Here is a 26,607-nt window from a genome sequence, read left to right as displayed (position 1 = left end):
AGCGGCCTTCGCCCCGGGCCCGGGCATTCTCCCGTTCCGGACAATTCACGTGTCCCGCTGGCCGCCCCGCCGCTGCTGGCATGCTGAAAACACTGAAACAAAAACACTGAAAACAAAGGAATCCGGCGATGGGTCGATACGGGGAGCAGCTGTGGTCCCCGGATCCGGCCGCGCCGCCGCGTGGGCGCCGGGTGGGCGTGTACCGCCCCTACTGCCCCGACCCGCTCGCCGCCAGCCCGCCGGCTCTCCCGCGGGATCTGCTCTCCCGGGCCACCGCCATCGAGGCCAGTATCCGTGCGCTGCGCGGCACGGCCACGGTGAGCCTGGAGCGGGCGGCCGGCTTCCTGCTCCGCTCGGAGGCCATCGGATCGGCCCGGATGGAGGGCATCCGGGTCGCCCCACAGCAGGTCGCGCTGGCGGAGTTCGCCGCCACGGCCACCCCGGACACCACCATCGAGGGTTTCAGCACCAGCGCCCGCGGGGTCGCCCACACCATCGCCGCGCTCCGCCAGGCGGTCACCGACGCCGCCCAGGCCAGGACGATCACAGTGGACGGCATCGTCGGCCTGCAACGCACCCTGCTGCCGGAGCAGCCTGGCACCGGCCCGCGGACCGTGCAGACCTGGCTGGGCGGAAGCGAGTGGAACCCGCTCGACGCCGCCTTCGTGCCGCCGCCCGCGTCCGCCGTCGACGGGCTGCTGGCCGACCTTGCCGCGTACGCGTCCGAAGGCGGGCACCCGTCCCTGGTCCAGGCCGGGCTCGTCCACGCGCAGTTCGAGACGATCCAGCCGTTCGCCGACGGCAACGGACGGGTCGGGCGTGTGCTCATCCACGCGCTGCTGGCCCGGCGGGGGCTGCTCGGCCCGGCCGTGCTGCCGGTCAGCCTCGTCTTCATGACCCGGCCGGACGAGTACGTGGCGGCGCTGACCGCCTTCTGCCACAACGGCCCGCCGGACAGCGCGGCCGCCCGCGCGGCGGTCGGCCAGTGGCTCACCTTCTTCCTGGACGCCACGGCCGCCGCCGTCGAGGAGACCCGCAGGTTCACCGTGGAACTGGCCGCGCTGCGCCGCTCCTGGGACGTCCGGCTGTCTGCTTTCCGCAACCGGACGACCGCGTTCCGGAACAGGCCGTGGGAGCCGTCCATGTCCGACCAGCTGTTGGCAACGCTGCCCGAATCCCCGGTGCTCACGGAGGTGAGCGCGGCACATCGGCTGGGCGTCCCGCCGCGGACGGCCCGGGCGACGGCCGAAGAGCTTGTCGCGGCCGGCATCCTGCGCCGCCGGCAGATCGGCCGCGGCACCATCGGCTACCTCAACCGGGAGGTATCCGACCTGTTCAGCGCCGCCGAACGCCGGCTCGTCGCGTCCAGAAAACGCTCCTGACCGGACGGCCGCCATGCGCCAGCCGGACGGACACGCTCAGCCGGACGGGACGCTCAGCCGGCCGCCACGCTCAGCCGGCCGCCACGCTCAGCCGGCCGCCACGCTCAGCCGGCCGCCACGCTCAGGTGGACGGGAACAGCACCGCGGCGCCGTTGACCCGGTCCGCGGCCAGGTCGACGAGGGCGTCGTCCGCGCGGTCGAGCGGGTACGGCGTGATCGTGACCGCCAGGTGGTGCCGGCCGGCGATCTCCAGGAACTCGCGGCCGTCCGCCCGGGTGTTCGCGGTCGTGCTGCGCACGGAGCGTTCCTGGAACAGATGCCGCTGGTAGTTCAGCGCCGGCACGTCGGAGAGATGGATACCGGCGATCGACAGCGTCCCGCCCCGGTCGAGGGCACGCAGCGCGACCGGCACCAGATCGCCGACCGGAGCGAAGAGGACCGCGGCGTCCAACGGCTCCGGCGCAGCCTCATAGGCACCGGACGCCGACGACGCGCCGAGTGAGAGCGCGAGCCGGCGGGCCGCCTCGGAACGGGTCATGACGTGCACCCGCGCTCCCTCCGCCAGCGCCACCTGCGCGGCCAGGTGGGCGGACGCGCCGAAACCGTAGATCCCCAGCCGGCCGCCGGGCGGCAGCTCCGCCCGGCGCAGCGCCCGGAAGCCGACGATGCCCGCGCACAGCAACGGCGCCAGCTCCCCGTCGGAATAGCCCGCCGGCAGTTGGTAGGCGTAGTCGGCGCGGACGACGGCGTACTCGGCGTAGCCGCCGTCGGCGTCCCAGCCGGTGTAGCGGGACGCCGGGCACAGGTTCTCCGCGCCGCGCCGGCAGTAGCCGCAAGCGCCGTCGGTCTCCCGCAGCCAGGCGATGCCGAGGCGGTCACCGACAGCGGCCCCGACGACGTCGCCGCCGACCGCGTCGACGTAGCCGACGACCTCGTGCCCGGGGATGGTGCCGGGCCGGCGCGGCGGCAGGTCGCCCTCGGCGAGATGCAGGTCGGTGCGGCAGACACCGCAGGCCGCGACCCGCAGCCGGACCTCACCGGCGGCCGGCTCGGGTACCGGGACGGCCGCCCGGCGCAGCGGCCGGGCCGCCGCCGGAGCCGGTGCGCCGACCTGCCAACCGATCATCGTCGGTGCCATGCCCCCGATGTTCCCAGCTCCGGCCGGCACCTACCGGGCCCCGGCGACCCGGGCCCCGGCGACGCGGCCCGCCGGCCGCCGAGCGACAGGGCCCGGGGGTCGAGCCCGTCACGCACCGTCGCTCTCGGACGGCGACGCCCTCAGACGTTGACGCCGTGGTCGCGGGCGAGGCCGCTGAGGTCGTTGTGGCCCTGGCCGACCGCGCGGAACTTCCATTCGGCACCGTTCCGGTAAACCTCACCGAAGATGACGACCGTCTCGGTGGAATAATCCTCGGACAGGTCGTAACGGACCAGTTCGATGCCGGTCTGGTCGACGACGCGGATGTAGGCGTTGCGTACCTGGCCGAAGTTCTGCTGCCGGTCCTGCGCGCCGTAAATCGACACCGGGATGACAATCTTGTCGATCTCGGCCGGCACCTGGCCGAGGGTGATGACGATCGACTCGTCGTCCCCCTCCCCCGCGCCGGTGAGGTTGTCGCCGGTGAGCTGGATGGCGCTCTCCGGGGACTTCAGATTGTTGAAGAAGATGAAGTACTGGTCGCTGAGGACCTTGCCGTCGGCCTTCACACCGATGGCGGAGGCGTCCAGGTCAAAGTCGGTTCCGGTGGTGGTGCGGGCGTCCCATCCGAGCCCGACGGTGAGCGCGGTGAGCTGGGGCGTGCCCGCCTCGGCCGCCTGCTTGGTGAGGCTGACGTTGCCACCCTTGGCAAGGCTGATGGCCATGTGCAGTCATCCCTTCCGATCGGGGCCCGTCTGCTGGCGGGCCGCCCCGACCGATGTCCGACAATGGATTCCAGAAGAACCCTCGCACACAGGTGGTCACCCGCCCACCCCAGGTCGGGCTTTGTACATGGCGGGGCATGCCGGCGGCGTGGCCCGTCGACGGCCGCAGCTCTTCCCGCGTCCCGGCCCCGGCGGGCCAAAAGCGGCGCAATCGCGCTTTCACCCCCGGCGAAGCGGCACTCGGGACCGGCGTGTCCCCGAGCGACGGGACGGGCCGCCGTGGGTCCCAAGTAACCTGGGACCCATGGCGCTCGTCGTGGCGAAGTTCGGTGGCTCCTCCGTGGCGGACGCCGACCGGATCAAACGGGTCGCCGAACGGATCGTGGCCCAGCGCCGCCGCGGCGACGACGTGGTCGTGGTGGTGAGCGCGATGGGTGACACCACCGACGACCTGCTCGACCTCGCCGAGCAGGTCGCCCCGCTCCCCCCGGCCCGCGAGCTCGACATGCTGCTCACCGCCGGTGAGCGCATCGCCATGGCGCTGCTGGCCATGGCCATCTCGAACCTGGGCGCCGAGGCCCGTTCCTTCACCGGCTCCCAGGCCGGGGTGATCACCGACTCGGTGCACGGCCGGGCCCGCATCATCGACGTCACCCCGGGGCGCATCCGAAGCGCCCTGGACGAGGGCGCCATCGCGATCGTCGCCGGCTTCCAGGGCGTCAGCCAGGACACCAAGGACGTGACGACGCTCGGCCGCGGCGGTTCGGACACGACCGCCGTCGCGCTCGCGGCCGCCCTGGGCGCCGACTTCTGCGAGATCTACACCGACGTGGACGGCGTCTTCACCGCCGACCCGCGGATCGTGCCGGACGCCCGCCGCATCGAACGCATCTCCTACGAGGAGATGATGGAGATGGCGGCCTGCGGGGCCAAGGTGCTCATGCTTCGGTGCGTCGAGTACGCGCGCCGCTACACCGTCCCCGTGCACGTCCGCTCGTCGTTCTCGTTGCGGCCGGGGACATGGGTCACCGAGATTGCGGAGGCAGAGCTGGTGGAACAGGCCATCATCCGGGGAGTCGCGCACGACAAGGGGGAGGCGAAGGTGACCGTGGTCGGCTGCCCGGACAAGCCCGGGGTCGCCGCCGCGGTGTTCCGGGCGGTCGCCGACGCCGACGTCAACCTCGACATGATCGTCCAGGTCGGGTCGGTCGCCGGCAGCGGCCGGACCGACATCTCCTTCACCCTGCCGAAAACCGACGGCCGTAACGCTCTGAACGCGCTGGAGAAGGTCCGTACGGAGATCGGGTTCGAACGGACCCTGTACGACGACCACATCGGCAAGCTCTCCCTGGTCGGCGCGGGGATGAAGTCGCATCCGGGGGTGTCGGCCCGGTTCTTCGGGGCGCTGGCCGACGCCGGGGTCAACGTGGAGATCATTTCTACCTCGGAGATCCGGATCTCGGTGGTCATCCGGGACACCGACCTGCCGGTCGCGGTGCGGGCCGTCCACGGCGCGTTCGGGCTCGGCGACCCCGACGGCCAGGCCGTCGTCTACGCGGGAACCGGCCGATGACCGGCGGGGCGCGCGAGACGGCGACGGCGACCACGGCGGCGGTGCCGGCGCGTCCGCTGCCGGCCGCTCCGGCGGGTGCTGTGAACGCGGGCACGGGCGCGGGCCGGCGGCCGACACTGGCGGTGGTCGGGGCGACCGGCGCCGTGGGCACGGTGATGCTGTCGCTGCTGGACGAACGTCCCGACATCTGGGGCGAGATCCGCCTGATCGCCTCGGCCCGGTCCGCCGGGCGGCGGCTGCGGGTCCGCGGCGAGGACGTCGAGGTGCTCGCGCTCACGCCGGAGGCCTTCGACGGTGTCGACATCGCCATGTTCGACGTACCGGACGAGATCTCGGCGCGGTGGGCGCCGGTCGCCGCCGCTCGCGGGGCGGTCGCGGTCGACAACTCGGGGGCGTTCCGGATGGACCCGGACGTTCCCCTCGTCGTGCCCGAGGTGAACGCGGACGCGGTCGCCGACCGGCCGCGCGGGATCATCGCCAACCCGAACTGCACGACGCTGTCGATGATCGTCGCGCTTGGCGCGCTGCACCGCGCCTTCGGCCTGCGGTCCCTGGTCGCGACGTCCTACCAGGCGGCCAGCGGGGCCGGCCAGGCCGGTGTGGACACCCTCTACGCCCAGCTTGCCGCGGTCGCGGGCGACCGTGACCTCGGCCGGAGCGCGGGTGACGTCCGCAAGGCGGTCGGCGCGGACGGGCTCGGCCCGTTCCCGGCCCCGCTCGCGCTCAACGTCGTGCCGTGGGCCGGTTCGCTGAAGGACGGCGGCTGGTCGTCCGAGGAAACGAAGATCCGCAACGAGTCCCGGAAGATCCTGGGGCTTCCCGGGCTGAAGGTGTCCGCGACCTGCGTGCGGGTACCCGTTGTCACGACTCACGCGGTAGCCGTGCACGCGTGGTTCTCACAGCCGGTCACGGCGGATGCCGCACGGGCCGTGCTGCGCGCGGCGCCGGGCGTGGCCGTGCTGGACGATCCGGCGGCTGGTGAGTTCCCCACCCCGGCGGACGTCGTCGGTACCGACCCGACCTGGGTCGGCCGGGTCCGGCAGTCCCCCGACGACCCGCACGAGCTGGCCCTGTTCGTCTGTGGTGACAACCTGCGCAAGGGCGCGGCGCTCAACACCCTCCAGATCGCCGAACTGCTGGTGTCCCACGACCGGCTGGAGCGGTAGGCGGGCCGACCAGCGGGCCGGGGCCGACGGGACGACGCCAGGCCGGATCGACATGCCGCGGAAGATTCAGCCGTGACGCCGCCGGCAACACGGCCGGCGGTGAAAACCGGGGAATCCGCCGCTGTCGGCCGTCTGGAGAACGCTGTATTTCACTCGATGTGACGCAGTCCGGCCGGATGTGATTCCGGTCACGGGACGACGGAAACACCCGACAGAGCCGGACAGTTAACACGACCGGTTCCGAAAAACAGAATCGCGGCACCGTTCGGTGCACCGGACACGCCGTTGGGACGACGCTATCAGGGCGAAGATGTTTCCCTGGCGCACGCCCACGACAAAAGATGAACAAACATTCTGGCCGGTACCGGCGCCAGCGGACGATCCAGATGAGACCAGGTATAGCGGACATCACCCGCGGCCCGTGGGTACGCAGCCGGGATCCGAGCGGGCAGCCAACCACCACCGCCTGGCGAGCGCGGAACAGGAAAGCGCGCGGAACAGGAAAGCACGCGGAACACAGAGAGCGAACCGACGGCGCGGCTCATGATGATTGGTGGCGATTCACCGAGCCCCAAGCCAGTTACACGCACCAACAAGAAACGAGGGCCCGCCCCTGACAGCAGATGGCGGGCCCTCGCCCTATGACTGTGGAAAATACCTCGGAGTTACGTCCCTACGTGGCTCAGACGACGACACGAACGGCGTCAGCCTGCGGACCCTTCTGCCCTTGGGTCACTTGGAACTCGACCCGCTGCCCCTCTTCCAGGCTCTTGTAGCCTTCCATGTCAATCGCACTGTAGTGGACGAAGACGTCCGAACCGCCACCGTCCACGGAGATGAAGCCGAAGCCCTTCTCCGAGTTGAACCACTTCACCGTGCCCTGAGCCACGTGCCGTTCTCCCTGCTGGTGCAGTCAGGACCCACACCGCGCGGGCCCCGGACCGTCTGCCGCGGAAGAATTCTGCTTCTCCCGCGTCAGCGTTCGCCGTCGCCGCCCCTTGTAGGCGTCAACCGCCGAACTTGGCCATGGAAGACGCTACACGGCTACCGGCCATGGCGGGAGCCCTCCGGGCAAGGAAGTCCACTACATACCTCACGCACCGGGTGATGCCACAACATCCCAGGTAACCCACCGCAACCCCCGGCCAGGGAGCCGGGCGGCCCGGTGAAGTCCCCCACATCCGCGTGGGCGCCCCAGCCGCGAGGCGCGTACGCCCCGGGCCACGGGAGCAGCCGGAACGGGCATGGTTCCAGCCTCCACACCCGGCGTACACGTCCCAGCCGCAGGCGGACGCGGAACGGGCACGCCGCCCGCTCGCACCCGCGGGGACAGAAGCGGCTCGTACCGGGTGAAGCGAAGTCAGGGCGACGCGCCGGACGAACTGTCGGTGCCGGGCTCTAGGGTTTGGACGTGGCAACCCCGACCCCCGAGACGGCCCGCGCCCCCGACGTCACCGGCAGGTCCGGGACGGCCGGCGGCCCGTCGTCGGGCGGGGCCGCGCTCCCGGCCGCCCGGGAAGCGACCAGCGCCACAGATTCGATCACTCACCGTAAGATTCGCGGCGCCTTCTTCACGCCAGCCGCGCTATGTGATCATATTGTCACCTGGGCGCTCCGCGACCGGGATGACAGCGTCCTCGAGCCTGCCTGCGGTGAGGCGGTGTTCCTGCTGGCGGCCGCCCGCCGGCTGCGGGCTCTCGACGGCGTCGCCGGCCAGCGGCCCGACAGCCATCCAGGCCATCAGCCCGGCAGCCGCCCCGGCGATCACGTCGGCGATCACGTCTGCGACGACGACCACGACGGCCGGTCCCGTGGCGGCGGCCATGCCGGCGACCGCGGCGACAAGAGCAGCTATGGCGACAAGAACAGCTACGGCGGCGAGGCTGTCCAGCCCCGCGGCGGCCGCCAGGGCGGCCTGCCGCACCGCGCCCAGCTGCGCGGGATCGAGCTGCACGCGCCGACCGCAGCCGCGGCCGCCCTGGCCGTGACGTCGAGCGGCGAGCAGGCCGAGATCACCGTCGCCGACTTCTTCGCCGTGCCGGCACGGCCCGACTTCGACGCCGTCGTGGGCAACCCGCCGTACGTGCGATACCAGAAGTTCCACGGTGAGGCTCGCGGGCGTGCCCAGGCCGCGGCCGGGCAGGCCGGTGTCCGCCTGACCAGCCTGGCCAGCTCGTGGGCCGCGTTCACCGTGCACGCGGCCCGGTTCCTGCGCCCGGCCGGACGTCTCGGCCTGGTGCTCCCGGCCGAGCTGCTGGCGGTGAACTACGCCGCGCCCGTCCGGCAGTTCCTGCTGGAACGCTTCCGGCACGTCCAGCTCGTGCTGTTCACCGAACGGGTCTTCCCCGGGGTGCAGGAGGAGGTCCTGCTGCTGCTCGCGGAGGGCACCGGGCCGGCCGGCCGCTTCGACGTCCACCAGGTGCGCGACCTGGCCGAACTCGCCGCCACCGGGGCCGGGCACACCGCGGGCCCGCCCGGCGGCACGGCACCGGGCGCGGGAGGCCCGCTCGACGGGGGGCAGCCCACTAAGCGGGCCACGGAACGGGCCACCGGCCCGACCGGCGGCGTGCCGCCCCAGTGGGCCCCAGGCCCGGCCGCGGCCACGTCCCCGGCCGCGGCCAGGCCCATGGACGTGCGACGGACGGCGGCGCTGGGTCAGCCCGCGCTCCTGGTACCGGCCGCGGCTGGTGCCCCGGCGGCGGACGGGCCACCAACGGCTACCAGGCCCAGCGCGGCGGGCGGGCCCCCGGCAACAATCACACCTCCGGCGGTCGTCACGACCACGGCGGCGATCGTGCACCCGGCGGCGGATGTGGGCGTACCGACGCCCGAGCCCCAGGCCTCCTGGATGCCCGCGCTGATCAGCGCCGCCGCCCGGCGGGCCATGCTCGAGCTCACCATCGCCGGTCTCTTCGGGACGCTGGCGACCTGGGGCCGCACGACGCTCGGCGCGGTGACGGGCAACAACCGCTACTTCGCCCTCAGCCAGGAGCGGGCGGACGCGCTCGGCCTCGACGACGAGCTCGTCCCGATCTCGCCGCCAGGCTCCCGGCACCTGCGGGCCCTCGCGCTACGGACCAGCGACTGGCAGCGGCTGACCGACACCGGCCTGGCGACCCTGCTGTTCCGGCCGGGGCCGCGGCCGTCCCCGGCGGCCCGCGCCTACATCGCGGCGGGCGAACGCTCCGAGGTCGACCTGGCGTACAAGTGCCGGATCCGCAGCCCCTGGTGGCAGGTCCCCCTCCCGGCCGCACCGGCGGACCTGCTGCTGACCTACATGAACGCGGACACCCCGCAGCTGGCGACCAACCGGGCCGGGGTGGCGCACCTGAACTCCGTCCACGGGGTCGTCCTCGTCCCCGAGCACCGGCGCACCGGGCGGGACCTGCTGCCGCTGGCCGCGCTGAACTCCGTGACGATGCTCGCCGCCGAGACGGTCGGGCGCGCCTACGGCGGCGGCATGCTGAAACTCGAGCCGCGGGAGGCGGCCCGGCTGCTGGTCCCCGCCCCGGAGCTGGTCGAACGGCTGCGTCCACAGCTGTCCGCGGCCCGCCGCGGCGTGCTGCGCGCGCTGGCTGCGGGACGGCTCGCCGACGCGGTGGCAGGCGTGGACGAGCTGCTGCTCGCCGGCGGGGCCGGGCTGGACGCCGCCGCCATCGAACAGATCGTAACTGCCCGCCACACCCTGTGGTCCCGCCGCCATGCCCGCGCACGTGCGGGCATAGGCCGTGCGGGCATGGGCCGTGCGGACCCAGGCCATGCGGGCATGGGCCACCCGGACCCAGACCACCCGGACCCAGGCCACGCGGACGCGGAACGCGCCGCCCCGGAACGCCCGCTCTCGCGGCGCCCGGACCCGGGCCGTGCGGGCCCGCGACGCTCGGGCAGCGGGCCCGGGTGAGCCGCCGCCCGGACAAGCTCGTCGCCTACGAGCCGGTGCTCGCCCGCCATCCTCCGACGGATCCATGGCGGCACATCGCCGGCGCGCCGCCGTGCTACGCACCCGACTACGACCTGCTCGGCGAGCTGCTGACCCAGCCGGTGCGCGGCGGCGAGACGTCCGAGAGCGGCGCGTTCGCCAAGGGGATCGACGCCTGGATCGCCCACGAGCTGCGCCGCGCCGGGTTCGGTGCCGACGAGGTCTGGCCGCGAGCCACCCAGCCGAGGGTGCTGCCGCGTGACGTGGCCGTGCTGCTCGACAAGCTGCCGAAGGCGCTGGCCGACGAGGTGCGCGCCCGGGTGGGCGCGATGCCGGCGGTGACCCCGGCGGACGCGGTGATCCTCGGGCGCGCCTACGACAAGCAGGTCGACGTCGTGATCTCCCGCTGGGAGCGCGGCCCCGAGCTCCTGATCAGTACGAAGGCACAGGTCTCGTCGTTCGGGAAGAACCTGCCGAACCGTTTCGAGGAGGCCTACGGGGACGCCGGGAACCTGCGGGGACGCTACCCGCTGGCCGCGGTCGGCTTCCTGTTCGTGCAGCGCTCGACGATCCTCGACACCGAACCGGACGCTTTCGAGCGGACCATCGACATGATCCGCAAGCTGCGCGCGGGCGTGGGCGCGCCGGGCGGCGTGGGCGCCGACAGCGGCGGCTACACCGCGACGGCCCTCGTCCTCGTCGAGTGGGATGACATCGCCACCGGCCCGCCCGACGGCACGAACGCCAGTCCGCCCGCCAGCCCGGAGACCGCCCCGGCCGGTGGTGCGAGCGCCGCTCCCCTGGCCGGTGGTGCGAGCGCCGCTCCGGACGCCGCCCGCGCCGGTGCTCCGGGCGCTGAGGCGGCCGGCGGCGGGCCGGCCCCGCCGGCGGGTGCGCGGGTGCGGGTGCGCCACGACGTCGTGCCCGCGGACGTGGCCGCGCCGCAGTTCTTCACCGCGCTGATCCGGCACGTCACCGCCGTGACCCCGGTTGTCCACCACGTCCGCGTCCGGGAGCTGCTGGAACGCCGTAACCTGCCGGTCTCCGAGGCGGACGCCGACGCGCTGGCCGCCGAGGCGAACACGGCCACGGGCACCGGCCCGGCGGCGAGGCCGACCGAGCCGGCCGGCCCGCTCATGATCGACGTAACGCTCTTTCCCGATCTCTAGGGATCTCCAGGCGCGATCTCCAGGACGACCCCGGGTGATCCGTCCCAGGATCACGTATGCAAATCTTGCTCTCAGTAAGCAGAACGCATGTCAACCGGATAATCATGACACCATCAAGAGCGCGACGGCCGCCTCCCCGGATGCTTTCATGCTTGTGCAAGCGTTCGCGTGCAAGCGTTCCGCAAGCGTTCAAGGCCCGCAGTCAGTCGCCGGAACACCACAGTCAGCCACCAAGCATCGGGTGGCACCTCCCAACCGGGTGGCGATACCGACCGGACGGTGACAACAGCCGGCCAGCGACGACGGTTGGCGAGGCCGGTCGCCCTGAGTCCCGATCTCGCATGGGGGTAGGTAGTGACAGTGACCCTTCCCACGACACCGTTCGGCACGACCGGCATGAACATCACCCGGGTCGGCTTCGGGGCCTGGGCGGTCGGAGGCACCGGCTACGCCTTCGGGTGGGGCGCCCAGGACGACGAGGAGTCCGTGGCCGCCATCCGGCACGCGGCCGCCTCCGGGGTGAACTGGATCGACACCGCGGCCGGCTACGGCCTCGGGCACTCCGAGGAGATCGTGGCCCGCGCCCTGGCCGGCATCCCCGCGGCGGACCGTCCGTACGTGTTCACCAAGTGCGGGCTGATCTGGGACGCTTCGGCGCCCGGCGGTGGCGCCTTCGCCCAGGTGGGCGCCGCCGACTCGATCCGGCGGGAGGTCGACGCGTCCCTGCGCCGGCTCAATGTCGAGCGGATCGACCTCTACCAGCTGCACTGGCCGCCGCAGGACGGCACACCGGTCGAGGACGCCGTCGCGACACTGCACGAGCTGCGCGCGGCCGGGAAGATCCGCTCGGTGGGCGTGTCCAACTTCGACGTCGACCTGCTCGAACGGGTCGCGTCGGTGGGTGGCGTGGAGGCCCTGCAGCCACCGTTCTCCGCGATCAGGCGGGAGGCCGCCGCGGAAATCCTGCCGTACTGCGCCAAGCGCGACATCGGCGTCATCGTCTACAGCCCGATGCAGGCGGGCCTCCTCACCGGCGCCTGGTCCGCCCAGCGTTCGGCCACCCTGCCGGCCGACGACTGGCGGCGCCGGTCGCCTGACTTCACCGGTGAGCCGCTGCATCGCAACCTGGCCCTCGCCGACGTGCTGCGCGGCGTTGCGAAGCGGCACGGGGTCAGCGTCGCCGCGGCCGCCGTCGCCTGGGCCCTCGCCTTCGACGGGGTGACCGGCGCCATCGTCGGCGCGCGCCGCCCGTCCCAGGTCGACGGCTGGATCGCGGCCGCCACCCTCACCCTGACCGCGGACGATCTCGACGACATCGAGCTGGGTATCGACCGCCTCGGCGTCGGCTCCGGGCCGTCCCGTCCGATGTGGTGACAACCGATGTGATGACGGGCATCGGCTGAAATTCTCCGGGCACCGGGAGAAGCGGATCCGGCCGATGACGGAAACGGGCCCGGTGGGCCGTCGGACGGCCCACCGGGCCCGCCGGATCATCCGCTGGCAACAGCATCCGCTGGCAACAGGATGTGGCTCGGCGCGGGCCGGCGCGCGGCGTCCGGATGAATCGCCGCCCGGACCGCTGAGGAAGGCCGGATCGGCTCCGGCGAGGCTCAGATCCCAATGGGCCCGATGGCAATACGGGATGATCGCAGTGAAGTCACCATGAACGGGTGCCCTCCCGCAGCCAGCCGCCACGCCGACCGAGCCCTCTGCCGCGATGACCCCGGACAGCGCGGCCCCCGGCAACGCGGCCCCCGGCAACGCGATCCCCGGCAACGCGGCCTCTGACAGCGCGGCTCCTGGCAGCAGGATCACGGGCGAGGTGGCCCCTGGCAAGGCGCTTCCCGGCGAGGCCGCCCCCGGCGAGGCGCTCCCCGATGAGCTGATCTCCGGCAAGGCCGCCTCCGGCGAGCTGATCCCCGGCGAGATGGTCCTGGCCTCGGATGCCGCGACGGACGACGGCGTCCGGCGGGAGGCCCGCCAGGAGGCGCGGCAGCGGGAGCTTGGCAGGTTCCTCCAGGCCCACCGCGAGCGGGTGCCCGGCCTGCCGCGGGAACAGGTGGCGGCGGCGTCCGGCCTGCAGCTCGTCTGGTACACCTGGCTCGAGCAGGGACGGGTCCAGGCGTCCGAAGAGGTCGTCGAAGCGGTCGCGCGGACGCTGCGGCTGGACGCCGACGCCCGGCGGCACGCCCTGGCGCTGCTGGGGACGTCCGCGCGGACGTCCCCGCCGCCGCACCAGCCGCCGCGGCGGACGCGACAGCCACCCCAGTCGCAGCGGACGCGGGCTGCCGTCCGCCTGCTGCGTCCCGTCCTGGCAGGCTGGCCGACGTCCCCGGCGCTGCTGCTGGACCGCAGGTTCGACATCATCGGCTGGAACGACGCCTACGCGGCGCTGTGGACCGACCCCGGCCTGCTCGACGAACGACGTCGCAACCTCATCTACCTGCTGATCACCAGCCGCCTGCTCGGGAGCACCCTGCACGAGTGGGAGAGCGTGACGAAGGACCTGCTCGCGCAGTTCCGCAGCCAGTTCGGTGACGAGCACGACGAGCGTGTCCGGGAGATGTTCACGCTGCTCGGAACGGAACGGGCCGAGCTGAGGCCGTGGTGGGAAGACCGGTCGGCACACGGCTTCACCACCCGGACGGTGACTGTCAGCACCGCCACCGTCGGCGAGATCAGGCTGGTGCTGTCCCTGTTCCGGCCGATGGACGACCCGGAGTCCGGCATCCTGCTGCAGACTCCGGCGGGCCGCACCGACCGGACCAGGATCCGGCAGCTCATCGAACTGCCGGCCCGCTGGGGCGGCAACGACCGCGCGCGCGGCTTCTACGACCAGTAGAGCGCCCGGCGACGGCTGGCCGCCGGTCGCCCGGGGCGGACACCGGCCCGCTCAGGCTCTGGTCCGCGGGGGCTGGGATCCGCCGCCGGCCCCGGGAACAGCCCGAGCGGCATCAGGCTCCGGTCCGCGCGGCCGGGAATCCAGCGGGCGCGCGGACCGGGCCCACAACACTGATCACACCTGGAGCCAGCGGCGATGACGCCCGCGGGACGCCTCGGGCCAGAAGTCGATGAAGTCCCGTTCCGCGGTGCGGGCCCGGAGCTCCTCCAGGCCCAGCAGGAGCCCGAGGGTGAAGGCGGTCGGCTCGCCGGCCTGCGCCGCCGACGTCCCCCACTGCCGCAGCTGCCCCTGGGCGACCGTGGCGTCCTGGTGGGTGCCGAGCAGCTCCTGGATCTGCTCGGCCAGCCTGGCGAACGCCGCCGCGTCGGGCCCGAAGACCGCGCCGGCCGTCTCGGCCGCGTACCGCAGCCGCTTCGCCTGCTTGCGGGCGCTGTGCAGCTGGATGTCGCGTTCGTGGCCGGGCGGGGTGGCCAGGGCCGTGTTGACCTTGCGGGTCAGCCGGTTGTCGGCGCGTCCGACCAGCTTCGGCAGGACAACCCTGGCGGGCTGCGCGGCAAGCCCTCCCGGCCCTCCCGGCTGTGTGGCGGACGTCTCCAGCAGCCCGCGGACCAGGTCTTTCAGGTCCGTGACCAGGGTGAGGTAGCGCTCGCCGCGCAGCATCGCCAGCGCCTCGGTGCGCGCCTGCTCCTGCCCGGCGAGCAGCTGGCTGTCGATCACTTCGGCGACCGGGCCGTGCACCAGCTCGGCCGGCAGCGACGCCACCCGTCCGTCGAAGTACTCGACCATCACCTCGGCGTCGCGGGCCGGGGACAGCGCGCCGGCCAGGTCGCGCAGCTCCCCGTCCAGGTGGGCCACGCGCGCGCCGTCGAACAGGGGCGCGAACGTACGCAGCGTGCTGCGGAACCGGCGGGTGGCCACCCGCATCTTGTGGACGGCGTCCGGGACGTCGAGGCGGACGTGCGGGTCGGCGGCGAGCAGCGCCTGGACCTGGGCGGCCAGATAGGCCCCGACCACCTCGCCCACCGGGGAGCGCGGCCGCAGCTTGCCGGGCGAGGGCAGCGCCTCGGTGCGAGGCTGTCGCGCCAGCGCCGGGCCGAGCACCCGGGACAGCTTGGACGCGTCCGGGGACGCCGACGCGCCCGCGGTCGTGAGCAGCGCGCCGACCTCGTCCAGCAGGCCGGTGTCACCGGTGCCGATGTGCTCGACCTCGATCTCGTGCCACCGCTGCCGCCGCCCTCGCGCCGGCGGTCCCTCCGCGCCTTCCGCTGGCTGGGCCGCTGGCTGTGCTTCCGCCGCATCCTCCGCCGGCCGCTCCCGCCGCTCCCGCTGTTCCCGGCTGGCCGCCGCGCCGAGGGTCCAGGCGCTGACCTGGTCGTCGACCACTTCGGCCCGGTCGGCGCCGGCGGCGTCCCGGAGCCGGACAAAGGTACGGTCGGTCACCAGCCGGGCCACCGGCCGCAACGGCGCGTCACGCAGATGGACGCGCACCAGATCAACGAGGTCGTCCGGTGGCGTCAGCTCGTCCGGTGGCGTGCCGGCCGCGTCGAGCGGACGCTGGATCTCCTCCCGTTCGCCGGCACGCAGCGGCAGCTTGAGATGCCATCCCTCGTCGTGCCCGCCCGTCCGGCGCCGTAGCGTGATCTTGTTCTGGGTCAGCCGGAAATCGTCGGAGTCGTAGTAGACAGCCTCCAGGGCCACCCGTTCCGGTTCGCTGACCGCGGCCACACCCGGCAGCTGTTCCAGGGCGGGCAGCACGAAACCCGGATCGACGGCAAACTTGCGTTCTATTTCCCTCAGCCTGCCGCCCACGGTCACCCTCCGTCATATTCACTTGATGCGATCGCCGCTCATGCCCCTGCCACGGCCGCATCCGGACGGTCCGACGCGACCGGGGTGGCCAGCTGGCCTGGACGGCACGGCCGCCCGGGACAGCATCGACCGCGTCCGGCGTGCCGCGGCGAAACCATCGTTGGCTGTTGTTCATTCCATGTTAAACACATGACAGCCTGGCGGTTTTTCCGAGTAGCGATCACGATGTGGGCAGCCAGGAAACTCTGCCGGCCAGTACGGCATAACCGACAAAAGCAACGATGTCGATCAGAGCGTGCGCCACCACGAGCGGGCCGACCCGCCCCCGGCGTTGATAGATCCGCCCGAACAGCAGGCCCATGACCAGGTTCCCGGCGAAACCGCCGAGCCCCTGGTACAGATGGTACGAACCGCGCAGCACCGCGCTCGCCGCCAGGGCGGCGCGCTCGTCCCAGCCGAGCCGGCGCAGCCGCGTCAGCAGGTAGCCGACCACGACGACCTCTTCGAGCAGCGCGTTCTGCACCGCGGACAGCACCAGGACGGGGATGCGCCACCACACGTCCGGCAGGCTGGTGGGGACCACCGTCAGGTTCGCGCCGGAGTGCCAGGCGAGCAGGTACAGCCCGAGCCCGCCACCGCCGACGACCGAGGCGAGCCCGGCCCCGGAACGGGCGTCGCGGGCCAGCCGGCCACGGTCGAGGCCGATCGCGGCCGGCCCCCCGCCGTCCCGGGCGAGCAGGTGCAGCGCCAGGAAGGCGGGGACGACCGCGGTGACGATCCCGGTCAGCTGCAGGGCGAGGTCGAGCCACGGACGCCCCGGGGCCGCCGACGAGTTCAGCTCGGCGACCTGCTGGCGGACCGGCCCCGGAGCGGTCAGATCGCCGATGTAACGGACGAGTGCCCACAGCCCGGACGCCCCCAGCGAGACGCCCAGCACCAGCCACACCTCGTGCGCGAGCAGCCGCCGCCGGGCGCGCACGCGACCGGTGTCGTGGTCACTGCCGTGCCCGGCACCGCTGGGGCCGCTGGGGCCGCTCCCGCCGCTCCCGCCGCTCCCGCCGCTTTCCGGTTGCGCGGCGTCGCCAGGCTTCGTGGCCGGTTCGTGCCGCGGCTGTCCTCCCAGGGCTGCCCCGGCAACGTCGCCCACGTGTGCGCCGGTGTCCGTCCGCGCCGCTGCCCGCCCGTCGCCAGTTAGCCTCACCCGGCGAACGTAACGGCTCCGAGCGAACCAGCCGACCGGGCCGGCAGCCTACGCACCGGCCCGCGCCCGGCGTCACACCCGCGCCCGGCGTCACGCACGCGCCCGGCGTCACGCACGCGTGGGCCAGGGCGGCGGGCCGCTGTCAGTGATGCGGGTCGCCGCCGGCGGGTTCCGGGTCGGCGAACACCCGCAGCAGCAGGAACAGCGCCGGCAGCAGGACGGCCACCCCGCAGCCGATCGCGATCAGCATGGCCCGCAGGTTCGGCGCGGGTGCCGCGGCCGCGGCGGCGGCGACCTGCCCGACCACCAGGTCCGGGTACTGGGCGACGGCCCAGCCCCACAGCACCCCGGCCACCGCGAGGCCCGCCGCCAGCCGCGCCGCGGTGTAGTGCCGCCGCCAGACCAGGACCAGCGCGCCCGCCCCGCCGCACACCGACACGGCCACGAACGGGACACCGCGGGTGGGGAACCGCTGCGCCACCACCGGCGCGTCCCGCCACAGCAGCGGCAGCAACGCGGCCGCGAGCGCCCCCGCGACCACCGCGCCACCGAGCGCCCGACGCCGGAAACCGGCCACCAGATGCTCGCTCCCCGGCCGCCGGGACGCGTCCCGGCACAGGTAGACGGCGGCGAGAAAAGCGGTCGCGGCGACCGCGAAGGCGCCGGCCAGCAGCCCGAACGCGCTGGTGAGCGGGGCAGCCGCGGCATCGCGGCGGCCGACGCCGCTGGCCATGGCCGCGCCGCACACGCCCAGCATGAACGGCGTGACCGTGGAGGCGGCCGCGAACACCCGCCCCCACCAGTGGTCGGGGCCGGCCGCCCCGGCACCGTAGGCGCGGTAGACGTAGGCGCTGCCCCGCAGCACGATGCCGACGAGCGCCAGCGCCATGGGCAGTTCCAACGTGCTGCCGAGCACGCCGAACGCCTCCGGGAACCCGGAGAACATCGCCACGATCACGAAGATCAGCCAGACGTGGTTGGCCTCCCACACCGGGCCGAGGGCGGCAGAGATCAGCGCCCGCTGCTCGGCGGCGTGCCGCCCGTGGGCGAACAGGTCCCACACCCCCGCGCCGAAGTCGGCGCCGCCGAGCAGCGCGTATGCCGTCAGCCCGCCGACCATGACCAGCAGCAGGGCGTCCGCGGCGGTCATCGCTCCACCCCCGCCGGCCGCGCGGGTCCCGCCGGGACGGCGTCGTCCCTCCCCGCCTCCGGTACGGCATCCGCCGCGACAGCGCCGTCCGGCGTGCTGCCAGCCGGCGGCCCGTCAGCCGGCAGCCCGCCAGCCGGCAGCCCGCCAGCCGCTGGTATGTCGGCCGGAAGCGCACCGGCCGTGACGGCACCCGCCACCTCGGACGTGGTCTCAGATGTGGTCGGGGACGTGTTCTCGGGCGTGGCCTCGTAGGTGGGCCCGCCGGTGGCCATCCGCCGCAGGATGAGCACCAGCGCCGTTGCCAGCCCCAGGTAGAGCAGGAGCGTGCCGCCGAAGGCCCAGCCGAGGCCGGGGCTGTGGGTCACCGCGTCCGTCACCAGCATGCGGCCGTAGACGATCCAGGGCTGCCGGCCGCCCTCGGTCACCTCCCAGCCGGCCAGCATCGCGATCATAGACGCCGGCCCGGTGGCGCCCGCCGCCAGCAGCCAGCCCCGGCCGGTCGGCAGCGCCGGGCGGACGCCGCGCCACCGGCGGCGCGCCGCCACCACCGCCACGGCCACGGCCAGCCCGACGAGCGCCGTCCCGAGGGCCACCATCGTGTCGAAGGCAAGGTGGACGATCAGGGCGTTCGGGCGCTGCGCGGGTGGGACGGCCACAAGGCCCGTCACCACGTGGTCCCGGCTCCAGCCGGTCATCAGTGACAGCAGGCCGGGGATCTCGATGCCGTGCCGGACCTCGCCGGTGGCGTCGTCGTAGATGCCGCCGAGGGTCAGCGGCGCGTGTGACCGCGTCTGGTACAGGGCCTCCATCGCGGCCAGCTTCAGCGGCTGCCGGTCCGCGACCACGCGCGCCGCCCAGTCCCCGACGACCGCCTGCAGCGGGGCGCAGGCGAGCACCGTGACCAGGCCGACCCGCAGGCCGCGGCGATGGTAGGCGTCCCGGCGGCCGCGCAGCATCCCGGCCGCGTACACCCCGGCGACAGCGCCGCCGGTGCACATCAGCGCCGCGAGCAGCATGTGGATCACCTGTGCCGGGGTAGCCGGGGACAGGAAGGGCGCGAGCGGCTCCGCGCTGACGACCCGCCCGCCGGCCTCGCGCACGCCGCGCGGGACGTTCATCCACGCGTTCGCGGTGATGATGAACAGGGTGGACAGGGTGCCCGCGACGGCGATCGGGACCATCGTCAGCCAGTGCGCCCGCGGGGACAGCCGCTTCCAGCCGTACAGGTACAGGCCGATGAAGATCGCCTCGATGAAGAACGCGAAGCCCTCGAGCGTGAACGACAGGCCGAGCGCTCCTCCGTAGCGGGCCATGAACGCCGGCCACAGCAGGCCGAACTCGAAGGACAGCACCGTCCCCGACACCGCGCCGACCGCGAACAGCACGGCGAACGCCCGCGCCCACTTACGGGTGAGGGCGAGCCAGACCGGGTCACCCGTGCGGATCCAGCGGCGTTCGGTGTACAGCAGCAGCCAGGGCAGGCCCACCCCGAAGACGGCGAAACAGATGTGGAAAGCCAGCGAGAAAGCCGTCTGGCCACGAGCAAGATCTGTGGACGCGGCGAGGATCATGCACGATCCCTCCTGCCTCCCGTCCCACGACGCCCACCCGGAGCCCACGCGAGCGAGAGAGCATCTCGAAAGATCTTCTACGTTCTGTCAAACTTCTACGCTTTGTAGAATACGAGACGTCCGCCAGCGGCACCCGCCACCGGCAGCAGGTCACACCCGGACTCCCGATGGGGGCACAGAACTTCGTGGCGCGTCGTACAGTGAGATACATGGCGCGTCTTGGTGACCTTGAGCGGTCAGTCATGGACGTGCTGTGGGACGTCGACGTCTGGCTGACCGCGCGCGAAGTAGCGGCCCGGCTCGACCACGAACGCAACCTCGCCTACACCACGGTCCTCACGGTGCTCGAGCGCCTCGAGCGCAAGGGCTTCGTCCAGCGGGAACGCGCGGAGCGCGCGCACCGCTACCGGGCGTCAAGCAGCCGGGACGCCGTTGTCGCCGAGGCCATGCTCGCCGCCCTGGACACCACCGAGGACCGCGGCTCGGCGCTGGTGCGCTTCGTCGGCTCCGTCTCCCCGGCCGAGGCCGAGATCCTGCGCCGGGCCCTCGCCCCGCCGCCGGATGCCGCGGCCGGACGCGACGAGGCGGCCGCCACCGAGGCCGATCTCATCCCGACCGGTCTCATCCCGACCGGTCTCACCTCGGCCCGTCCGGCCGCCGTCACCACCGCCGCGGACGGCCTCGCCATCGGTGCCCTCGGCGGGGCAACCGGCGCGGAGGCCGCTGAAGGCCTCTCCGACGTGCCAGAACGCGTCGGCGCCGGGAGCACCCGCGTCACGGCCGCCGTGTCGGAGATCGCGGGTGCGCAGGCCTCGAGCCCGGAGGCCACCGGCTCGTGACCTCTGCACCGGACGCCGTACCGGACGCGACACACGCTCAAACCGAACCTCTGTCCGCGGGCAGAGGTACTGTTCACCCGCTATGACGACCGCGGCCATTCTCGCTCTGTTCGCAGGCGTGCTCGCATGGCCCGTTCCCCGACTGCTCGCCAGGGCGCGCTGGCCGTCCCGCTGCCCACGATCCGCGATCGTGCTGTGGCAGGCGATCGGCCTTGCCGGCGGGGTGTCGGCGCTGCTCGCGGTGATCGCGTTCACGTTCGCGCCGCTTTCCACCGACCTGCCGCTGGGCGTGCTCGACCACGCCGGCCACGTGGCCGCCGGCGAGCCTCTCGCCGGGCTCGGCTGGATCAACGTGATCGGGCTCGGGGCGGCGTCCGCGCTGGCAGCCCGGCTGTTCGGCGTCCTCGCCCTGTCCACCGCGCAGACCCTGCGGCATCGCCGCCGCCACCGCCATCTGGTCGACCTCGCCGGCCAGGGCCATCGCGATCACGACACGGCAGCGGCGTCCTCAGCCCAACCGGGAAGCGCCGGGGCATGCCAGCCGCCGTATGAGCTGCCCGCCTGCGCCGGAAGAATCCACCAACGCGGACGGCTGCGCGTCCTGGACCATCCTGTGGCGGTCGCCTACTGCCTGCCCGGCGTCCGTCACACCCGGGTCGTCGTCTCCCGGGGGCTGCTGGCCGCGCTCGCCCAGGACGAGCTGGAGTCCGTCCTCGCGCACGAGGAGGCGCACGCCCGCGGCCGGCACGACCTCGTCATCCAGCCCTTCGTGGCCTGGCAGCAGACCTTCCCGTTCCTCCCGCCCGCGCGCGACGCGACCGCCGCGGTGTCCCTGCTGGTCGAGATGCTCGCCGACGACACCGCCGCCCGCCGCACCAGCTGCCGGACCCTGGCCCGGGCGCTGGCCCGGCTCGGGGTGGCCCGCTCCCCGGTACCGGCCGGCGCGGTCGGCATCACCGGCGTCTCCCATGGCAGGATGATCCGCTCATCGCGGGCGAGCGGCCATGGCAAGGGCCTGCGAGCCCGAGCCGGCTCCGCACACCGGCGGCTCGGCGGTGGACGTAGCGGCCAGGGCGGCCAAGGTGGCACGGCAGGCCACCCGGCTGCCCGGCATGTTCACCCCTCCCCCATCCATGCCCCGGTGATCGCACGCATCTCGCGCCTGCTGGAGCCCACGCGCCGGGCGCCGCTGTGGGCCCACATCGCGATCTACCTCACCGCCGCCGCCATCTGTGCCTTCCCCGTCTTCGTTCTGCTGGCCACCTGACCGGACAGGCCCGGACGGGGCAGGCCCGTTCCAATCCGAGCTCATGCGTTCCGACCTGAGCCCGCGCCTTCCGGCCTGACTCAGCGGTGGCCCGGTTCCGGTGCCGCTTCTCGGTCCACATCTGCGGCCTCTGCGGCCTCTGCGGCCCCTGCGGCCCCTATGGCCCCCATGGCCACCGCGGGTCAAAGCCAGATGGATCACGCCAGCGCCCCGTGGTACGGCCTTGCGCGACCTGCCGGTCATGCCGGCCATGACACCACCACGACACGTTACGCTACTCATGGTTGACAACCATGTACTGAGAGTAATATCTTCTGACTTGCGACCCAGACTGGGTCAATTTCGTCCAAATATGGACACCTAGTTAATCGCCACTGTGAGGCATACTTTGCGCAAAATCACGACGGCTCTCCTGGGGGCCGTAGTCCTGGCCACCGCCACCGCACTACCCGCCGCGGCAGCCGGATCCGGAAATACCACGGCAAACTTCGACCTGACCGGGGGAACGCTCGACATCAGCGTGCCGGCCGGCCCGGTCACGCTCGCCACGGGAGCAGTGACCTCGTCCACGCTCAGCGGCCAGCTGGGCTCGGTAACGGTCACCGACAACCGCAGCGTCGACCCCGCGTCCTGGACCGCGTCAGTCTCGGCGACACCATTCCAAAACGGGACGCACACTCTCGCCGCCTCGTACGACACCGGCGTCGTCACATCCACCGGAATCCCGATCAGCCAGTGGACGATCACCACACCCCTGACGCTTTCCACGACCCCGCAGAACCCGGTCGTGCTCAACCCCACATGGCCTGGTGGGGGCGACAACACGGCCACGTGGAATCCGACCATTACCGCGACCATTCCCGCAGGGGCGATCTCCGGAACCTACAGCTCGGTCGTCACCCACTCGGTCATCTGACGGAGCGTAATCCACCGTGCGACGTGTTCTGACCACACTCGCCGTGCTTGTGGCCGGGATCCTCATCCCGGCCACAGGTGCGCTCACCGCACCCGCGCGAGCCACGGATTCCCGACCGGGAAGTATCGGCATCCGGCTGCTCGACGCCCCGACCAGCGAACAGGAAAACCCGCGGGCACGGATCTACATCGTCGACTACCTGCCGCTGGGCGCCGTGATCCATCGGCATATCGAAGTCACCAACAAAAGTGGTTCGGAAGCACGGCTGACGGTCTATCCGGGCGCGGCTTCGGTCGAGAACGGGACGTTCAACGTCGCCGCCGGACACACTCACAACGACCTGACCACCTGGATCAGCCTGAGCCCTGACACCCTGATCCTGCCGCCTGGCGCCTCCGCCCCCGTCACGGCGACCATCACGGTCCCCCGCGACGCCTCCCCCGGAGAGCGTTACGCCGGGATCTGGGCCGAGACCAGCAGCACGGTCGCGTCGCAGGACACGCAGGACACGCAGGACAAAGGCATCGTCGAGGTCAACCGGGTCGGCGTCCGGGTCTATCTGGCCGTCGGACCAGGCGGGCCCCCAGCGCCTAACTTCGCCATCGACTCGCTGACACCGGAACGTCTGCCCGACGGGCGGCCGGTCCTCACCGCGCAGGTCCACAACACCGGCGGCCGGGCTCTGGACATGAGCGGCGAACTCACCCTCACCGAAGGCCCCGGCGGCCTGAACACCCGGCCATTCCCAGCCAAGCTCGGCACGACCCTCGCCCCCGGCCAGACCGAACCGGTCACCGTGGTGCTCGACAGCCAACTACCCGACGGCCCGTGGAAGGCACGGATCCACCTCAAAAGCGGACTCACCGAACAGAGCGCCCAGGCCACTGTCACCTTCCCCCGTCACCCCGGTACGCCCGCGCCCGTAAAGACAACATCGACAGCCAGCAGGAACTACCTCACAGGCGCGATCGGCATCGCCGTACTGCTGCTCGCAGCCCTGGCATTCACCATCCTGCGCCGAAACCGCCGAGCGTCCCGGACCCGGACAACCGCGGAATCCTGACCAACCTCGATTCCTCCCCCGGAGCTGGCTGAAGACAACGAGAGCGGAGCAAGATTGATCCTGCGAGTGGCCTGTCGTCGATATCGCTCGCAGATCATTGATCGGAGGACGGGCAGGCGGGCCCGGTGCCGTCGGCGAGTGCACTCTGCTCAACCGGTCGTGGCACCTGACCGGTGACACCGACATCCGCTTTCTCCAGTAGAAGGCGGACGCGTTCCGTCCCGGCCCCGCCGTCGAGATGGTCTCCCCGTTCGAGGACACCCGTCACGGGACCACGGAAGCAGCCGGCACACCGTTCATCAGCTTCTACACGCCGGACGAGATGCTGGCGCTGGCCCGCGAAGCCGGCTTCAAGGACGTCCGACACGTGTCGGGAACCGCGCTCGCCGAGCGCTACTTCGCCGGTCGGACCGACGGCCTGCGCCCGTCAACCGGAGAGGACGTGCTGGTAGCCACCACCTGAACCAGCTCAGCCCACGCCAGCAGGTAGCACAAGTGCTATCCTGGAAAGGTGAATGAGATAGGGCTTCGTGAGGTGCGGCAGAACGCCAGCGAACTGGTGCGGCGCGCCCAGGCCGGCGAGCGGTTGACCATCACCGTCTCCGGCCGGCCGGCGGCCGTTCTCGGCCCGATGACCCCGCGCGCATGGCGACGCTGGGACGACCTCGCGGATGTCTTCGCTCTGCCGGCCGACACCGACTGGCCCGGTGATCGCGACCTCGTCGACGGCACCGTCACAGACCCCTGGGAAGATCGGTGAACCGCGGCATCCTTGACACCAGCGTGCTGGTCGCCACCGATGTCGCGCCGATCCCCGGCGAACTCGCGGTCAGCGTCATCAGCATCGCCGAGCTTCAGTTCGGCGTCCTGGTCGCGAAGACCTCCGAGGTCCGCGCGAACCGACTCACCCGTCTCAGCGCACTGCAACGACGGTTCGACCCGCTACCCGTCGATGATGCCGTCGCTGACAGCTACAGCCGGCTCGCTGCTCGCGTCGTCGAGATCGGACGCCAACCGCGCGCCCGGACGATGGACCTGCTGATCGCGGCCACCGCGCACGCCCACGAAGCCAGCGTTTACACCCGCAACGCCGCCGGCCTCGCCGGCCTCGAGGACCTCATCGACATCATAACGATCTAGAAGTCCAGGCTGCCCACCACTCCGTCGCTCACCGCGCGGCAGGCGGCGCCGCACCGCTCGCCTCAGAGCGCGGCCCGCCAGAATGCGGCCGATCGTCGGCAGGAGGCGCGCGGCAGCTTCACCGAAGCGGCCTGATCGGCTGCTGTGGCGGGCCGTCGGACGAGCAGGCTCGAACGAGCGTCGAGAAGGTAAGTTCGCCTGACTGACATACTTCCCTGGACGCCCCGGTTCCTGCCCGCGGGGTGCGGAGATCCGTGACGGCGGCGTGCTCGGCTCCAGCCAGGGCAGGTCTGCTGGGGCTGGTCCCATCATCGAGGAAAGGCTGGTCGCATGGGCGTGTCGGTTGAGACCCTTTCGCCGGGAGACGGCAAGACCTTCCCCGGGAAGGGGGACACCGTGCAGATTCACTACGTTGGCACCTTGCTCGACGGCACGAAGTTCGACTCGTCCCGTGACAGAGGCTCGCCGTTCGTGACCCAGATCGGCGTCGGCAAGGTGATCAAAGGGTGGGACGAGGGGGTCCCTCAGCTGTCGCTCGGCCAGAAGGCGGTGCTCACCGTCACACCCGACTTCGCGTACGGCGCCCGCGGCTTCCCGCCCGTCATCCCGCCCAACTCCACTCTCCGCTTCGAAGTGGAACTGCTCGGCATAAATGCCTGAAAGGGCGGTCCGTACAGGGGGGATACCAGCACCGTAGCCGGGCTCTTCGGACGACCCGGCGGCAGGCCGCGGGCAGCATCTGATCACTGGTACGCACGAGGTGCTACCCCGGCAGGGCGGCAGGGAGCGCGCGGCCAGGCGGTAGCCGGGTCCGCCCGATCCGATGGTCCACTGCCCATCCGCACGAGCGGCGACGTGCGCAGCCCGCATGATCTACTACTATAGTAACGCTGTTTTGACGTTAGAATGACGTCATGAGCTCTACCGAAGAGATCACGACCAATCTCACCGTCCGAGCCCTCCCGGCTCGGGTACGCGCCACCCTGGCTGCCCGCGCGAAGGCGCGCCGGCAGTCGCTGAACGCCTACCTGCTCGACGTGCTCAGCCGCGAGGCGAGTACCCCGACCATGGACGAAGTGCTCGCCGACATCGACAGCACCCGCGCCTCCATTGGGCTCACAACGGACGACGCGGTCGTCGCCGTGCGCACGGTCCGTGATGCGGAGGATGCACGGTGGGGCTGATCGTCGTCGACGCGTCCGTGATCGTCGATCTGCTCGCCGGGGACGACAGCCCTCGGCGCAAGGCGGCAAGGGACCGGATCGTCGGCGGCGACGCCTCCTACGCCCCTGCCCACCTGGACATCGAGGTCATCTCGGCGCTCCGCGGCCTGGCCCGACGTACGCGCCGTCTCGCCGAGCACACCCCGACGCTCATCGCCAACCTGATCCGCCTGCCGATCCGTCGTGAACCGCTCGGCGGACCGACCGCTCAACGCGTCTGGGAACTGCGGGAAAACATGACCGCCTACGACGCCGGCTACGTCGCGCTGGCGGAACAGATCGACGCGGTCCTTCTCACCTGCGACGCCAAGTACGTCGCCGCGGCCGGCCCCCGCTGCGCCATCGAACTCATCACATAGACATCAGCGGAATCCGGCCCTCACGCCACAGAACAAAGCGGACACCGGCAACAAGGCCGCGGCGACGAGAGCCGGTCAGGCGCTTCACGCCTTCG

24 protein-coding genes are annotated in these 26,607 nt (G+C 72.2%); 17 read left to right on the top strand and 7 right to left on the bottom strand.

Features of this window, described 5'->3' with window-relative positions:
• The first annotated feature begins 128 nt into the window (after nucleotides 1-128).
• Nucleotides 129-1,382 (top strand): Fic family protein, encoded by a 1,254-nt coding sequence (locus AC5LUJ_RS03065; protein ID WP_250284125.1) that lies wholly within the window; start codon nucleotides 129-131, stop codon nucleotides 1,380-1,382.
• A gap of 121 nt (nucleotides 1,383-1,503) precedes the next feature.
• Here the strand turns inward: AC5LUJ_RS03065 and AC5LUJ_RS03060 are convergent, their stop codons facing one another.
• Together AC5LUJ_RS03060 and AC5LUJ_RS03055 are read right to left on the bottom strand one after the other, a co-directional pair.
• Complete coding sequence (locus AC5LUJ_RS03060; protein ID WP_250284146.1) at nucleotides 1,504-2,508, bottom strand: zinc-binding alcohol dehydrogenase family protein; 1,005 nt, start codon at nucleotides 2,506-2,508, stop codon at nucleotides 1,504-1,506.
• 152 nt (nucleotides 2,509-2,660) lie between these two features.
• Complete coding sequence (locus tag AC5LUJ_RS03055; RefSeq protein WP_250284124.1) at nucleotides 2,661-3,245, bottom strand: TerD family protein; 585 nt, start codon at nucleotides 3,243-3,245, stop codon at nucleotides 2,661-2,663.
• A gap of 304 nt (nucleotides 3,246-3,549) precedes the next feature.
• Here AC5LUJ_RS03055 and AC5LUJ_RS03050 point away from each other — a divergent pair, with 304 nt between their 5' ends.
• Complete coding sequence (locus AC5LUJ_RS03050; protein ID WP_493464423.1) at nucleotides 3,550-4,818, top strand: aspartate kinase; 1,269 nt, start codon at nucleotides 3,550-3,552, stop codon at nucleotides 4,816-4,818.
• Nucleotides 4,815-5,984 carry an aspartate-semialdehyde dehydrogenase gene (locus tag AC5LUJ_RS03045; RefSeq protein WP_445548222.1) on the top strand — a complete coding sequence of 390 codons (1,170 nt, stop codon included), beginning with the start codon at nucleotides 4,815-4,817 and terminating at the stop codon, nucleotides 5,982-5,984. Before AC5LUJ_RS03050 ends, AC5LUJ_RS03045 begins: the two co-directional genes overlap by 4 nt.
• A gap of 682 nt (nucleotides 5,985-6,666) precedes the next feature.
• Here the strand turns inward: AC5LUJ_RS03045 and AC5LUJ_RS03040 are convergent.
• Nucleotides 6,667-6,873 carry a cold-shock protein gene (locus tag AC5LUJ_RS03040; RefSeq protein WP_250284119.1) on the bottom strand — a complete coding sequence of 69 codons (207 nt, stop codon included), beginning with the start codon at nucleotides 6,871-6,873 and terminating at the stop codon, nucleotides 6,667-6,669.
• Nucleotides 6,874-7,395: 522 nt separating this feature from the next.
• Here AC5LUJ_RS03040 and AC5LUJ_RS03035 point away from each other — a divergent pair.
• From AC5LUJ_RS03035 to AC5LUJ_RS03020, 4 genes are all read left to right on the top strand, one after another.
• Nucleotides 7,396-9,885, top strand: a complete 2,490-nt coding sequence (locus AC5LUJ_RS03035) for an Eco57I restriction-modification methylase domain-containing protein (RefSeq protein ID WP_250284117.1) — start codon at nucleotides 7,396-7,398, stop codon at nucleotides 9,883-9,885.
• Nucleotides 9,882-11,072, top strand: a complete 1,191-nt coding sequence (locus tag AC5LUJ_RS03030; protein ID WP_493464422.1) for a hypothetical protein — start codon at nucleotides 9,882-9,884, stop codon at nucleotides 11,070-11,072. The genes AC5LUJ_RS03035 and AC5LUJ_RS03030 overlap by 4 nt, the downstream gene beginning before the upstream one ends.
• Before the next feature lie 354 nt (nucleotides 11,073-11,426).
• The gene (locus tag AC5LUJ_RS03025; RefSeq protein WP_493464421.1) at nucleotides 11,427-12,446 is read left to right on the top strand and encodes an aldo/keto reductase; all 1,020 of its coding nucleotides are present in this window, start codon (nucleotides 11,427-11,429) and stop codon (nucleotides 12,444-12,446) included.
• Between the two features lie 343 nt (nucleotides 12,447-12,789).
• A complete protein-coding gene (locus tag AC5LUJ_RS03020) occupies nucleotides 12,790-13,914 on the top strand; it encodes a helix-turn-helix transcriptional regulator (RefSeq protein WP_250286431.1) in 1,125 nt (374 codons plus the stop codon).
• 174 nt (nucleotides 13,915-14,088) lie between these two features.
• Here the strand turns inward: AC5LUJ_RS03020 and AC5LUJ_RS03015 are convergent, their stop codons facing one another.
• The 4 genes from AC5LUJ_RS03015 to AC5LUJ_RS03000 form a co-directional block, all read right to left on the bottom strand.
• Nucleotides 14,089-15,783: a CYTH and CHAD domain-containing protein gene (locus AC5LUJ_RS03015; RefSeq protein WP_250286432.1), complete on the bottom strand. Its 1,695-nt coding sequence runs from the start codon at nucleotides 15,781-15,783 to the stop codon at nucleotides 14,089-14,091.
• Nucleotides 15,784-16,003: 220 nt separating this feature from the next.
• Complete coding sequence (locus AC5LUJ_RS03010; protein WP_250286441.1) at nucleotides 16,004-16,762, bottom strand: CPBP family intramembrane glutamic endopeptidase; 759 nt, start codon at nucleotides 16,760-16,762, stop codon at nucleotides 16,004-16,006.
• A 364-nt stretch (nucleotides 16,763-17,126) separates the two neighbouring features.
• Nucleotides 17,127-18,134, bottom strand: coding sequence for a cytochrome d ubiquinol oxidase subunit II (locus AC5LUJ_RS03005; RefSeq protein ID WP_250286436.1), 1,008 nt, complete (start codon nucleotides 18,132-18,134; stop codon nucleotides 17,127-17,129).
• Nucleotides 18,131-19,705, bottom strand: coding sequence for a cytochrome ubiquinol oxidase subunit I (locus AC5LUJ_RS03000; RefSeq protein ID WP_493464420.1), 1,575 nt, complete (start codon nucleotides 19,703-19,705; stop codon nucleotides 18,131-18,133). Before AC5LUJ_RS03000 ends, AC5LUJ_RS03005 begins: the two co-directional genes overlap by 4 nt.
• Before the next feature lie 209 nt (nucleotides 19,706-19,914).
• Between AC5LUJ_RS03000 and AC5LUJ_RS02995 the strand changes: the two genes are divergently transcribed.
• From AC5LUJ_RS02995 to AC5LUJ_RS02950, 10 genes are all read left to right on the top strand, one after another.
• Nucleotides 19,915-20,544 carry a BlaI/MecI/CopY family transcriptional regulator gene (locus AC5LUJ_RS02995; RefSeq protein ID WP_445548220.1) on the top strand — a complete coding sequence of 210 codons (630 nt, stop codon included), beginning with the start codon at nucleotides 19,915-19,917 and terminating at the stop codon, nucleotides 20,542-20,544.
• An 82-nt stretch (nucleotides 20,545-20,626) separates the two neighbouring features.
• Nucleotides 20,627-21,811, top strand: coding sequence for a M56 family metallopeptidase (locus AC5LUJ_RS02990; protein ID WP_250286402.1), 1,185 nt, complete (start codon nucleotides 20,627-20,629; stop codon nucleotides 21,809-21,811).
• 376 nt (nucleotides 21,812-22,187) lie between these two features.
• On the top strand, nucleotides 22,188-22,727 hold the full coding sequence (locus AC5LUJ_RS02985) for a hypothetical protein (RefSeq protein ID WP_250289813.1): 540 nt from the start codon (nucleotides 22,188-22,190) through the stop codon (nucleotides 22,725-22,727).
• A gap of 16 nt (nucleotides 22,728-22,743) precedes the next feature.
• On the top strand, nucleotides 22,744-23,790 hold the full coding sequence (locus AC5LUJ_RS02980; protein WP_250289812.1) for a COG1361 family protein: 1,047 nt from the start codon (nucleotides 22,744-22,746) through the stop codon (nucleotides 23,788-23,790).
• A gap of 238 nt (nucleotides 23,791-24,028) precedes the next feature.
• Nucleotides 24,029-24,253 carry a hypothetical protein gene (locus tag AC5LUJ_RS02975; protein ID WP_493464419.1) on the top strand — a complete coding sequence of 75 codons (225 nt, stop codon included), beginning with the start codon at nucleotides 24,029-24,031 and terminating at the stop codon, nucleotides 24,251-24,253.
• A gap of 48 nt (nucleotides 24,254-24,301) precedes the next feature.
• Complete coding sequence (locus AC5LUJ_RS02970; protein WP_445548219.1) at nucleotides 24,302-24,550, top strand: type II toxin-antitoxin system Phd/YefM family antitoxin; 249 nt, start codon at nucleotides 24,302-24,304, stop codon at nucleotides 24,548-24,550.
• Entirely contained in the window at nucleotides 24,547-24,930 is a 384-nt protein-coding gene (locus AC5LUJ_RS02965; protein ID WP_250286407.1) for a type II toxin-antitoxin system VapC family toxin, read from the top strand. The genes AC5LUJ_RS02970 and AC5LUJ_RS02965 overlap by 4 nt, the downstream gene beginning before the upstream one ends.
• 330 nt (nucleotides 24,931-25,260) lie before the next feature.
• Entirely contained in the window at nucleotides 25,261-25,590 is a 330-nt protein-coding gene (locus tag AC5LUJ_RS02960) for an FKBP-type peptidyl-prolyl cis-trans isomerase (RefSeq protein WP_250286409.1), read from the top strand.
• A gap of 254 nt (nucleotides 25,591-25,844) precedes the next feature.
• Entirely contained in the window at nucleotides 25,845-26,114 is a 270-nt protein-coding gene (locus tag AC5LUJ_RS02955; RefSeq protein WP_250286410.1) for a hypothetical protein, read from the top strand.
• Nucleotides 26,105-26,512 carry a type II toxin-antitoxin system VapC family toxin gene (locus AC5LUJ_RS02950; RefSeq protein ID WP_250286411.1) on the top strand — a complete coding sequence of 136 codons (408 nt, stop codon included), beginning with the start codon at nucleotides 26,105-26,107 and terminating at the stop codon, nucleotides 26,510-26,512. Before AC5LUJ_RS02955 ends, AC5LUJ_RS02950 begins: the two co-directional genes overlap by 10 nt.
• Nucleotides 26,513-26,607 lie beyond the last annotated feature (95 nt).

It is taken from the genome of Protofrankia sp. CiP1_Cm_nod3, from assembly GCF_982290655.1.
Note: the sequence above shows the minus strand (reverse complement) of the source record. Positions and strands in the feature narration are given on the sequence as shown.